We start from the raw sequence: 11,790 nt of genomic DNA, 5'->3' as shown, positions 1-11,790 counted from the left end.
CCTAATTAGGATAGCTTTTTTTGTACCTGAGGAGGGAATCGAACCCTCACTCCGAAGAACACGAGTTTGAGTCGTGCGCGTCTACCAATTCCGCCACTCAGGCCTACTCTTTAAATCGGCTGCAAAGGTACATAACTTTTTTTAATATGCAAAAAAAAGAGCAACTTTTTTGCATATTATTTTCTAACTACTTATATTTCAATACTTACTGATTTGTTTTTCACTAATATATTTTCTTCAAAATAGAAGTCTATGCGCCCTAAATTGATGCCATAGCACCCTACTTGGTTTACTAAAGTAGTATTGCCACTTCTGTTAGTTACCAAGGTAGGACGTTCTAAGAAAGTGTGTGTATGTCCTCCAATAATAAGGTCTATATGCGAAGTTTGGGCAGCTACTTTTAGATCGTTTACCTTTTTAGGGTTATCTTTATAGTCATAACCTATGTGCGAAAGACAGATAATAAGGTCACACTTTTCTTCATTGCGTAATTTTCGCTCCATATCTTGTGCTATTTCTATAGGGTCAAGATATACAGTTTCCCCATAATTCTGCTTAGTTACCAATCCTTCCAATTCAACACCAATACCAAAAACTCCTATTTTTATACCATCTACTAAGTATATTTTATAAGGCTTTGTATGTCCGTTGAGTATTGTGTTGCTTACATCGTAGTTCGAGATGATAAAATCAAATTTAGCGTGAGGCAGTTGGGCATAAAGTCCTTCTAAGCCATTATCAAAATCGTGATTGCCTAATGTGGCAGCATCATATCGCAACATCGACATTACTTTAAACTCCAATTCTCCTCCGTAGAAGTTGAAATAGGGTGTTCCTTGAAAAATATCACCAGCATCAAACAGCAGCGTATTAGGGTTTTCTTTTCTAATGCGTTCTATCAGTTGTGCTCTACGGGCAGCCCCTCCCTTATTGGGGTTAATGGGGTCATTTAGGGGTAGAGGGTCTATATGGCTATGAGTGTCATTAGTATGCAAAATAGTGATATGCTTTGCATTATTAGGCTTCATAGATAGCGAGCCAAGTCCTCCTAAGCCTACAAGTAGAGAGGAAGCTCCTATATTTTTAATAAATGTTCTTCTTTCCATAATAATTCTAAGGTTTGTATTCAAAACGGTGGTCTTCTTTAGCGCCTATCACATCTGTTTTTTTAAAGTAATCAATCAATACGTTGCGTATTTTATAGCCCGTATCCTCTTTTTGTATAGGGTTACCGAAAAAGTACATAGCATCACCACCGTTGAATAGGTAGTCTGAAGTAGCTACTCTGTAGGTGGCGTTGGGGTCAAAAGGCTTGCCATTAATGGTGAATTTTACAATTTTTCCATCTTGGGTTATTTGCAGAGCTACTTGTTTAGAGAGAGGGTGGGGGAGGCGGTGTTTGATAAGGTAATCAACTAATTCTTGCACTTTTTCACCTTTCATTGTTACGATTACTACCTCGTTTTCAAACGGCATAAGGGCGTAGGCATCACCCACTGTTACAGGACCTTTAGCAAGGTCAGCGCGAATGCCACCCCAGTTCATCAGTACAAAATCTATATCGTTCCCAGTACGTTTTTTATAAATAGGCGATACAATTTCGTAAGTAGCATCACCAAATAGGTTAGAGATAGCAGTATTTAGCCGAGGGTGTTTACGGTCTTTCACTAAGTCATTTGCATTTTGGCTCAGCACTTTGTTCATCTCTTCCTCTACGTGTTTCCTGTAGGGCATAACAAACTTATCTACCTGATTTAGAGAAGGTATAGTATCGGTAATTACTATGTTTTTTGCTGTTACTTTTGTCAATTCTGGTTTGTTGATATGGGCAGCGCAAGCACTAAGAAGCCCTATCGCAACCAATGACACGATGAAGTAATGATTTAATTGTTTAAACTTTCTCATAAATAATCTTTTAAATTTAAAATTTATTGTTACCTTTGCAATCACACGCAAAATTACAAATATTTTGGAAATAGTAAAGAATTATTATATAAAAAATAAAATTCGCAAGAATTTTAAAGCTTTGGATAATTATAATAAATTGTTTAACAATGAATTAACCAAAGTGGGCTGTATAGTGGATATGGACGTTGTAAAAGATGTTAATCCGCTTTTGGGGCTTATTAAGCATTATGCTATACGTCCCGAAAACTATATCATTTTAGGGTATAAACGTGTATCAGAAGAAACACACGCTAATGGTACACCTATTCTCATTGATAAAGAAATCAATTGGCAGGGCAAAATACGCAATTACCACGCCGACCGTTTGGCTGAACAGGAGTATGATTTGCTTATCAATTATTTTAATGAACCTAAGCTGCCATTGTTGCTGCTTTCTTCGTCTATCAGAGCCAAATTACGCATTGGTTTTCAGGGTATTGACTTACAATATAATGATATAGTCATCGGTTGTACCCCTAATCAGGAAACCGTATTCGTAAACGAAGTGAAAAAAGTTTTAAGTACAATTATTCATAAATAGAAAAATTATGACAAGCCAACTAAAAGGGACAGGTGTTGCCCTAATTACACCTTTTACTGCCGATGGGCAGGTAGACACTAAGGCATTAGCCAATATAGTGAACTATGTGATTGATGGTGGGGTAGAGTTCATAGTAGTTTTAGGTACTACTAGCGAAGCTCCTACGCTTACTAAGGAAGAAAAAAAGATAGTGCGCAGCACTATTATTGAGGCAAATAAAGGGCGTTTGCCTTTGGTCTTAGGTATCGGTGGTAATAACACGCAGAATGTAATTGATGAAATCAAAACTACCGATTTAACTGATTTTGTAGCGATACTCTCGGTTACGCCTTATTATAACAAACCTTCGCAAAATGGCTTGTATGCACACTTTGCGGCAGTAGCTACAGAAAGTCCATTACCTATAATTCTTTATAATGTACCAGGACGTACAGGAGTATCACTTACAGCTGAAACGATACTGCGTTTAGCTAATGATTTCGAGAATATAGTAGCCGTAAAAGAGGCCTCTGGTAATTTGCAACTCGATATGAATATCTTCAAAGATATGCCTGCTAATTTTACCTTCCTTTCTGGTGATGATGCTACTACGCTACCTTCAGTATATATGGGGGGTAGTGGGGCTATTTCAGTGATTGGCATTGCTTATCCAAAAGAGTTCTCAGAAATGGTGCGCTTAGGCTTACAAGGTAAGACGGTTGAAGCTAATAAATTGCACTATGCATTAATGCCTAAGATGGCTGCCGCTTTCAAAGAGGGAAATCCTACAGGTATCAAAGCTATTTTGGCAGCTAAAGGCTTATGTCAGCCTTATGTGCGCTTGCCATTAGTAGAAGCCTCTGAGGCGTTAAAAGAAGAAATAAAAAGGATTGAAGCTTAATTCAAAATTCAAAATTCATAATTGATAAAGCGGTTTGAAAGCTAACTTTCAAACCGCTTTATTTCGTTTAGCTGAGGGGTGTCAAGCTCGTAAATATCGTTCTTTATAACTACCTCTCCGTTGTTATCTACCCAAGCTGTGTAGTAGATAATGTTTACTTTATATTTAGTCTTCAGTGCAATGCGATACTGACTTCTTTTAGTATTCTGCATCGCTTCAGTTACTTTTTCTATTGTCCAAGGAGTCTCGCTCTCTTCATTTTTTAGTAAATGATAGGCAAGTTCCGAAGGATTTTGCACCCGTATACACCCGTGACTCAAGGCGCGGTAATCGCGGTCAAAAAAGTGCTTAGAAGGAGTATCGTGTAGGTAGATACTCATACCGTTAGTCAAGATAAACTTCACTAAGCCTAACGAGTTGTTGGCTGAAGGGGCTTCTACAAAGTAGAATCCTCTCTTATGTACTGCTGGGTCATTCCAATTTACTTGGGTAGGGTCTACTTTTTTACCATTTTCATACATCGTATAACCGCGATTTTTATATTTTTCAGGGTTAGCTTGTGATACTATTTGGGGTATCATTTCTTTTTTGATGATACTTTGCGGTACTGACCACGTAGGTCTGAACTCCACATACTGTATAGTGTCCGTAAAAATAGGGGTAGAGGTAGCCGATTTTCCAACTACTACTCTCGTTTCAAATAGTATAGAATCCTTCTCAAATAACAAGAGCTTAAAATCAGGAATATTTACTATAGCGTAATGATCGCCTAAGTAGTTGTTAAACACCCGCATACGCTCCATATTTAGCTTTAGTAGGTCGCGTGTTCTTGTATCATTCATATTGATAAAGTAGAGCGTTTGTTTGCCCAATACCCCGTCAGGGGTAAGTCCTTTGCTCTCTTGGAAACGCTGTACTGTGCGTATTAGAGTGCTATCTACAGTCTGTGGGTCAGCTTCTGCTATAGCTTCAAAACCTTTTTGTTTAAGTCCTTTGCGCAACTTTTCTATTACAGGGGCAGTATAGCCATATACGAAATCTTTAAAGTTTGCAAAATCAATAGTCTCAGCAGAATCAAGGGTTTGTTTTTTCAGCAGAACGTATTTCTCTCTCATCTGCTGATATTGCTTACTTTGGGGTAATAAACTGTTAATTACAGTGCTTAGAGGCTGCTTATCATCTATGTTCAAAAGTAAATCTATGTTTTTCCTTTTACTTTTAGGAGGAATCCACGAGTGATTGCCATAGTTTTTTCTGCTAAGTCGTCCTTTGCTGAGGTGTTGTGTTAGTAAAAAGAATGAAGCTGTGATTTCCTTATCTAAATTAGCCTTGTATTCATCTGATAATTGGTGGGTATAAGCACTGTCTACCGCTTTTGCTAAGGCATTGCGCCTATAAGTTTCAGGGTTTAATCCATCGTTAGTAACGCTGTCTAATACGCTGAGATATTCAGCAAACAGCCGCGAAGGCATATCTTGATACAGCCAACGTGTTTTATTTCCATTTTGTGTATAATAGTTATAAGTATCTGATTGTACACCTTTTTTTTGGTCAGCATCAGCTATAAACAGTTTTTCAAAGGTAGCAGCAGAAGTATCTACGCCAATGGTTAGCGCTTCTTTATAAATCTCTTCTCCCGTGTCTCTTAAGGATGAATCGGGGTGCGAAGCAGGATTTTTCTTACAGCTTTGCAGCAGTAAAAAGGCAGTAAGTAGTAACCAAATCGTTTTTGCGTTTCTCTTGTTCATATCAAGCAATTGTGTAATTAGCACGCAAAGGTATTCTTTTTTTCTAAAATAACAAAATTAGTGCCATAAAAAAAATCGCTGCAAGCCATAAGCCGCAGCGATTTTTCTTCCTTTTCTCTGTTATACTATGCAAGCATAGTTACAGGGTTTTCAATATATGATTTCAGTGTTTGTAAGAACTGAGCACCGGTAGCACCGTCTATAGTACGGTGGTCGCACGCAAGGGTTACTTGCATAGTGTGTCCCACTACTATTTGTCCGTTTTTCACTACTGGTTTTTCAATGATAGCACCTACTGAAAGGATTGCTGAGTTAGGTTGATTGATGATAGAGGTAAATACATCTACTCCAAACATACCTAAGTTAGACACTGTGAAAGTACTTCCTTCCATTTCGGCAGGAGTTAATTTCTTGTTGCGTGCCTTACCAGCTAAGTCTTTTACTAAAGCACCTATTTGGGTAAGCGTTAGGGTATCAGTAAATTTGATTACTGGTACTACTAATCCGTCTTCTATAGCTACTGCAACCCCTACATTTACGTGTTTGTTATACACGGTTACATCTCCTTTCCAAGAAGTGTTTACTTGTGGGTGTTTCTTAAGAGCCATAGCACACGCTTTTACTACCATATCGTTGAATGATATTTTTGTATCTGGCAAACTGTTAATTTGAGCACGCGATGCCATCGCATTGTCCATATCTATTTCTATTGCCAAATAGTAGTGAGGTGCTGTAAATTTAGATTCTGATAGACGTTTAGCAATTGTCTTACGCATTTGTGAGTTCTTCACTTCTTCAGTTACTTCTACACCTACAGGTATTACTGTTGGTATAGCAGCCGATACAGCTGCAGGGGCAGGAGCCGCTGCTTTAGCACTTGGAGTAAAGTTTTCTACGTCTTTTCTTATGATGCGTCCATTTTCACCACTACCTTTTACTTCTGTTAGGTTGATACCTTTATCTTGAGCTATTTTTTTAGCTAAAGGCGAAGCAAATACACGGTCATTAGCATTAGTAGCTGCTGGGGCAGCAGCAGGAGCTGCAGGAGCCGCTTCTTTACTTTCAGCTTTAGCAGCAGGAGCTGCTGGGGCAGCACCACCGCCTTGTACAGCCGCTAATACTGCATTAACATCAGTACCAGCAGGGCCTATAATAGCTAAAAGCGAATCTACTGAAGCACTTTCGCCTTCTTTCAAACCTATGTATAATAGGGTACCTGCATAGAATGACTCAAACTCCATTGTAGCTTTATCTGTTTCAATCTCAGCTAAAATATCGCCTTCTTTTACAGTGTCACCTACTTTTTTCAACCAAGAAGCTACAGTACCTTCTGTCATAGTATCGCTCAAGCGAGGCATAGTTACTATTTCTACACCTGCAGGTACAGCAGCACCAGCAGCAGCAGGGGCAGGAGCTGCAGCAGGAGCAGCCGCTTCAGCTTTGGCAGGGGCAGGAGCTCCACCACCAATAAGAGCCGAAATATCTTCTCCCTCTTTACCGATGATAGCTAATAGGGTATCTACTTTTGCACTTTCACCTTCTTGTAAACCTATGTACAATAGGGTGCCTGAATGAAACGATTCAAACTCCATTGTAGCTTTGTCTGTTTCTATCTCAGCCAAAATGTCGCCTTCGTTTACTTTATCGCCTACTTTTTTTAGCCACTTTGCTACAACACCTTCTTCCATGGTGTCGCTGAGTCGTGGCATATTGATAATTTCTGCCATTTATGTTGTTATTTATATTAGTGTTTTACTTTAATTACAGTCTACTGCGCAAGAATGGGTAGTTTTCTTGGTCGTATACTACATCGTACATTATATGGTGTTCTGGGTATGGCGACTCTTCTGCAAATTTCTCGCATTCTGCTACCAAGTTCTTCACGCGTTCGTCTATAGCTTCCAATTCAGCGTCTGTAGCGTATTTTTTATCTTTTATTACGCTTAGTACGTTGGTGATAGGGTCTTGTTTCTTGTACTCTTCTACCTCTTCTTTAGTGCGGTAGTGTTGAGCGTCAGACATAGAGTGTCCTCTGTAGCGGTAAGTTCTGATATCCAATAAAGTAGGTCCATCACCTCTTCTAGCACGTTCTACAGCTTCGTATACTGCCTCAGCTACTGTTTCAGGGTGCATACCATCTACAGCTTGGCAAGGCATTTCATAGCCTAAACCTAATTTCCAGATGTCTACGTGGTTAGCAGTTCTTTCTACTGAAGTACCCATTGCGTAGTGGTTGTTTTCTACGATGAAAACTACTGGTAGTTTCCAAAGCATAGCCAAGTTAAGCGTTTCGTGAAAAGCTCCTTGGCGCACAGCTCCATCACCCATAAAGGTAAGGGTTACTCCATCACGGTTTAAGAATTTATCAGCAAAAGCTAAACCAGCTCCTAAGGCTATTTGTCCGCCCACGATACCGTGACCACCATAAAAATGATGTTCTTTTGAGAAAATGTGCATTGATCCACCCAAACCGAGCGAAGTACCAGTACCTTTGCCGTATAATTCAGCCATTATCCTACGAGGGTCTACGCCCAAACCAATAGGGTGTACGTGGCATCTGTACGAAGTAATCATCTTGTCCTTAGTAGGGTCTATAGCGTGCAAACATCCTGCTGCTACCGCTTCCTGACCGTTGTATAGGTGCAAGAATCCTCTTACTTTTTGCTGAATGTAAACCGCTGCCAGTTTATCTTCAAACTTCCTCCAAAAGAGCATGTCCTCGTACCATTTTAGGTACACTTCTTTATCAAATTTTTTCATTTGTTTTTATGTATATATAAAAAAGTCTATTACTATTTTTTAGCTAATCTGTTGATAATAAAAGCCTTCTCATCATCTCTCTGGTGGAAGTCTTTAAAAATATTTGCAAAGATGCAAAAAAAATATCACGTAACCAAGAAAAAAATGAAAAAAAATATATTTTCATTTTTTAAAGTATCATTGAAAGCGATATCCGATGCCTTGCCTCATCTACTTCCGTCACCTTTACCTCTACTTGTTGGTGGAGTTTTACTACTTCATTTACATCAGATACATAACCGTCTTTCAGTTGCGAAATATGTACTAAACCACTCTCTTTCAGTCCTATATCCACAAAGCAACCAAAAGCGGTGATATTATTCACTATCCCTGGCAATACCATTCCTACCCTTACATCATCAAAAGTCTTTACATTAGGGTCAAAAGCAAAAGCTTTAGCAGCCTGTCTAGGGTCAAGACCAGGTTTCTCAAGTTCTTTTAATACATCTTTCAGATATAATACCCCCACTTCATCAGTGATATATTTCTGAATATCAATGGTTGCAATAGCTTGTTTGTTGCCTATAAGTTTCTCCGTAGGCAATCCCAAATCATTTGCCATTTTGTGTACTATGGGGTAGGCTTCAGGGTGTACAGCCGAATTGTCTAACGGATTATCTCCTTCTTTGATGCGCAAGAAAGCTACAGCTTGCTGGTATACTTTATCTCCCAGGCGCGGTACTTTTTTCAAGGCTTCTCGTTTGTTGAAGGCTCCGTTAGCCGATCGGTACGCTACTATATTCTCTGCCATTTTGTCACCTATACCCGACACATAGCTCAATAGCGACTTGCTGGCGGTATTCAGATTAACACCTACTTTATTTACACAGCGCATCACAGTAGTGTCAAGCTCTTCTTTCAATAGCGTTTGGTTCACATCGTGCTGATATTGCCCCACACCTATACTCTTAGGGTCTATTTTTACTAATTCTGCCAAAGGGTCTGATAGACGCCTACCGATAGATACCGCACCTCGTACAGTAACGTCTTCGTTAGGGAACTCCTCTCGTGCTATCTTAGAGGCTGAATATACCGATGCTCCTGCTTCACTCACTACAAATATTTCTATTGGCTGAGAGAATGCTACCGATTTTACAAAGGCTTCTGTCTCGCGCGAAGCAGTACCATTACCTATACTAATAGCCTCTATTTTATACTGAGCAACCATTGTGCGCAGCTTTTTAGTAGCAGTAGCTGTATCTTGCTGAGGCGCGTGAGGATAAATAACATCGTGGTGTAGTAGGTCGCCTTTCTCATCTAAGCATACCACCTTGCAGCCGGTTCGATAACCAGGGTCAATAGCCAAAATCCGCTTTTCACCCAGAGGGGCAGCCAATAATAGTTGCGATAAATTCTCACTAAACACGGCAATCGCTTTGCTATCAGCCTTATCTTTAGCTTCCTGAAGCGTTTCATTGGCAATTGAAGGCTCTAAAAGGCGTTTGTAACTATCTTTTATAGTTTTCTGCAAAAAGTCAGCTATTTCTCCGCTACTCTTGATGATATTTTTTTCTATGAAAGGCAAAGTTTCCTCTGTATCAACTTGTACTTTCATCTTTATAAATCCCTCTTTTTCAGCTCTGAGCATAGCCAGCACTCTATGCGAAGGGGCTTTGGCTAATGACTCGTTCCAATCAAAATATTGTGAGTATTTTTGAGCTTCCTCTTCATCAGCTTTTCCCTTGGCTACCTCAGTAACAATGAGGGCTTTGCGTTGAAAAACTTTCCTAAGAGTACGCCTGATAAACATATTCTCATTAATCCATTCAGCTATAATATCCGAAGCCCCTTGTAGAGCTTCAGCTTCAGTAGTTACCTTATCAGATAGGTAACGAGAGGCAAGCGAAGACAAGTCAGCTGGGCGTTGTGCCATAATCTGTCTGGCAAGAGGCTCCAAGCCGTTTTCTTTAGCCACATCACCTTTAGTTTTGCGTCTTTTTTTATAAGGTAAATAAAGGTCTTCTAACTCATTTAGTTCAAAAGAAGTCTCTATACGTTGGCGGAGTTCATCGGTAAGTTTTCCTTGCTCTTCTATCGATGATAAGATGGTTTCTTTGCGCTTACAAATATTGTCATATTCATTCTGAGCTTTAGCGATACGTTCAATTGCCACCTCGTCCAGATTACCAGTTTTATCTTTGCGATAGCGAGCTATAAAAGGGATAGTACAGCCTTCGGAAAGCAGTTCTAGAGTATGCTCAATAGCCCGTTCTGTCAGTTGTGTTTGATTTTTTATAAATAAAATATTGGTCATATTTTTGAAATTATGAGGCGGCAAAGGTAACACAAAAAAGCTAAAAAAACAACAGCCATTACCACCCTCTATTTATCTCACTTTAGCTACTAGTCAGCCCCTCTAATTCACCGAAGGATGACCGAACGATAAGCGAACGATAAGCGAAGGATAAACGAACAATAACCCTAATTACTATAAATTTTCTTTTTTTTCTTTTGCAGGTAAAAATAATTGTATATATTTGCCACCGAAATAAGAAAAAGAAATCTTTATAGATTTTCTAAACAAAAGGAAATACTATGGAGTAATAAAACAAATTATAAAAAACTTCATTAAATGAGAGATTTAACTAAAATGACAAACATTGAGGACTTGCGTGTAGTTTGCAAACGCAATGTTCCTAAAATGTTCTACGAATACGTAGATACTGGTTCGTGGACACAAGCGACTTATCGCGATAACGTATCCGATTTCAACCCTATCAAATTTAAGCAAAGAATATTGGTTGATATGGATAATCGTACCCTCGAAAGCACTCTTTTAGGCAAAAAGGTAAAATTCCCTGCAATGACTGCTCCAGTAGGCTTTATGGGTATGATGTGGGCTGATGGCGAGATTCATATGGCTAAAGCAGCTCAAAAGTTTGGTATTCCATTTACGCTATCTACTATGTCTATTTGTTCTATTGAAGACTTAGCAGAAGCAGGAGTAGAGCCTTTCTGGTTCCAGTTATATGTAATGCGCGACCGTGAGTTTATGAAAGATCTTATCAGACGTGCTAAAGAAGCTAAATGTTCAGCTTTAATGGTAACTGTAGATTTACAAGTACTTGGTAATCGTCACCGCGATATTAAAAATGGACTTTCTACCCCTCCTAAATTTACAATTCCTAATATTATCAACCTTTCTACTAAAATTCCTTGGGGAATGCGTTATATCTTAGGAAACCGCCGTTGGACATTCCGCAATATAGCAGGACACGCTAAGAACGTATCAGACCTTTCTTCACTCTCTTCTTGGACGAAAGAACAATTCGACCCAAGTCTTAGTTGGAAAGATATTGCTGAAATAAAAGAATTATGGGGAGGTCCTATCATCTTAAAAGGTATTATGACACCTGAAGATGCTATGGATGCTGTGAAGTATGGTGCTGATGCCATTATCGTATCAAATCACGGAGGTCGCCAAATGGATGATACTATTTCATCTATCAAAGCTCTTCCAGATATTGTAAGTGCGGTAGGCAGTCAAACTGAAGTATGGATTGACTCTGGTTTCTATACAGGTCAGAATATGTTAAAAGCGTGGGCTATGGGTGCTCGTGGTATTATGCTTGGACGTGCCCCTGTATACGGATTAGGTGCTTATGGTGAAGAAGGTGTAACCCGTGCACTACAAATCCTTTATGATGAAATGGATACTACTATGGCTTTCTCAGGTCATAGGAATTTACAAGATGTAGATAGCAGTATCTTAGTAGAAGGTACCTACCCTCTACCGAGCAAAAAGTAGTTAAAGTATTAAATAATAAAAATTGAGGTGTCAAAATAATTTCATATATTTGCACTCTGAAAATTAATGTATTATGGAATTATTTAAGGGACAAAGCCTCTTAGAGTTTACTGAACGCTTTAAAACA

General features: G+C 39.1%; 9 protein-coding genes and 1 tRNA gene. 3 read left to right on the top strand and 7 right to left on the bottom strand.

Translation table 11 applies throughout. The annotated features are described in order from the left end of the window. Nucleotides 1-23 precede the first annotated feature (23 nt). The 3 genes from C8P65_RS08160 to C8P65_RS08150 all read right to left on the bottom strand — a co-directional run bounded on the left by C8P65_RS08160 (nt 24) and on the right by C8P65_RS08150 (nt 1,905). Nucleotides 24-103: transfer RNA gene (locus C8P65_RS08160), tRNA-Leu, on the bottom strand. Between the two features lie 88 nt (nt 104-191). After that, the gene (locus tag C8P65_RS08155; RefSeq protein WP_107782379.1) at nt 192-1,106 is read right to left on the bottom strand and encodes a bifunctional metallophosphatase/5'-nucleotidase; all 915 of its coding nucleotides are present in this window, start codon (nt 1,104-1,106) and stop codon (nt 192-194) included. Nucleotides 1,107-1,113: 7 nt separating this feature from the next. Further along, nucleotides 1,114-1,905, bottom strand: a complete 792-nt coding sequence (locus C8P65_RS08150) for a 5'-nucleotidase C-terminal domain-containing protein (protein ID WP_107782420.1) — start codon at nt 1,903-1,905, stop codon at nt 1,114-1,116. 64 nt (nt 1,906-1,969) lie between these two features. Here C8P65_RS08150 and C8P65_RS08145 point away from each other — a divergent pair, with 64 nt between their 5' ends. Both C8P65_RS08145 and dapA read left to right on the top strand, forming a co-directional pair. Then, the gene (locus tag C8P65_RS08145) at nt 1,970-2,488 is read left to right on the top strand and encodes a DUF6913 domain-containing protein (protein ID WP_107782378.1); all 519 of its coding nucleotides are present in this window, start codon (nt 1,970-1,972) and stop codon (nt 2,486-2,488) included. Nucleotides 2,489-2,495: 7 nt separating this feature from the next. After that, nucleotides 2,496-3,368, top strand: a complete 873-nt coding sequence (dapA, locus tag C8P65_RS08140; protein ID WP_107782377.1) for a 4-hydroxy-tetrahydrodipicolinate synthase — start codon at nt 2,496-2,498, stop codon at nt 3,366-3,368. A 41-nt stretch (nt 3,369-3,409) separates the two neighbouring features. Here dapA and C8P65_RS08135 read toward each other — a convergent pair whose 3' ends face one another. The 4 genes from C8P65_RS08135 to C8P65_RS08120 form a co-directional block, all read right to left on the bottom strand. Continuing rightward, the gene (locus C8P65_RS08135; protein ID WP_107782376.1) at nt 3,410-5,116 is read right to left on the bottom strand and encodes a L,D-transpeptidase family protein; all 1,707 of its coding nucleotides are present in this window, start codon (nt 5,114-5,116) and stop codon (nt 3,410-3,412) included. A gap of 125 nt (nt 5,117-5,241) precedes the next feature. Beyond that, on the bottom strand, nt 5,242-6,843 hold the full coding sequence (locus tag C8P65_RS08130; protein WP_107782375.1) for a dihydrolipoamide acetyltransferase family protein: 1,602 nt from the start codon (nt 6,841-6,843) through the stop codon (nt 5,242-5,244). Between the two features lie 34 nt (nt 6,844-6,877). Continuing rightward, nucleotides 6,878-7,876, bottom strand: coding sequence for a pyruvate dehydrogenase (acetyl-transferring) E1 component subunit alpha (pdhA, locus tag C8P65_RS08125; RefSeq protein WP_009389836.1), 999 nt, complete (start codon nt 7,874-7,876; stop codon nt 6,878-6,880). A 169-nt stretch (nt 7,877-8,045) separates the two neighbouring features. Beyond that, nucleotides 8,046-10,169 (bottom strand): Tex family protein, encoded by a 2,124-nt coding sequence (locus tag C8P65_RS08120; protein WP_107782374.1) that lies wholly within the window; start codon nt 10,167-10,169, stop codon nt 8,046-8,048. A 318-nt stretch (nt 10,170-10,487) separates the two neighbouring features. Here C8P65_RS08120 and C8P65_RS08115 point away from each other — a divergent pair, with 318 nt between their 5' ends. Further along, complete coding sequence (locus tag C8P65_RS08115; protein ID WP_107782373.1) at nt 10,488-11,663, top strand: alpha-hydroxy acid oxidase; 1,176 nt, start codon at nt 10,488-10,490, stop codon at nt 11,661-11,663. Nucleotides 11,664-11,790 lie beyond the last annotated feature (127 nt).

Source organism: Capnocytophaga leadbetteri (genome assembly GCF_003054025.1).
Taxonomy (GTDB): domain Bacteria; phylum Bacteroidota; class Bacteroidia; order Flavobacteriales; family Flavobacteriaceae; genus Capnocytophaga; species Capnocytophaga leadbetteri.
This window is presented reverse-complemented; position numbering and strand designations above follow the sequence as displayed.

What these genes read in the sequence shown, in the direction of transcription:
- C8P65_RS08150 (WP_107782420.1), bottom strand. Translation starts at nt 1,905, where the DNA reads ATGAGAAAGTTTAAACAATTAAATCATTACTTCATCGTGTCATTGGTT.
- C8P65_RS08155 (WP_107782379.1), bottom strand. Translation starts at nt 1,106, where the DNA reads ATGGAAAGAAGAACATTTATTAAAAATATAGGAGCTTCCTCTCTACTT.
- C8P65_RS08135 (WP_107782376.1), bottom strand. Translation starts at nt 5,116, where the DNA reads ATGAACAAGAGAAACGCAAAAACGATTTGGTTACTACTTACTGCCTTT.
- dapA (WP_107782377.1), top strand. Translation starts at nt 2,496, where the DNA reads ATGACAAGCCAACTAAAAGGGACAGGTGTTGCCCTAATTACACCTTTT.
- pdhA (WP_009389836.1), bottom strand. Translation starts at nt 7,876, where the DNA reads ATGAAAAAATTTGATAAAGAAGTGTACCTAAAATGGTACGAGGACATG.
- C8P65_RS08130 (WP_107782375.1), bottom strand. Translation starts at nt 6,843, where the DNA reads ATGGCAGAAATTATCAATATGCCACGACTCAGCGACACCATGGAAGAA.
- C8P65_RS08120 (WP_107782374.1), bottom strand. Translation starts at nt 10,169, where the DNA reads ATGACCAATATTTTATTTATAAAAAATCAAACACAACTGACAGAACGG.
- C8P65_RS08115 (WP_107782373.1), top strand. Translation starts at nt 10,488, where the DNA reads ATGAGAGATTTAACTAAAATGACAAACATTGAGGACTTGCGTGTAGTT.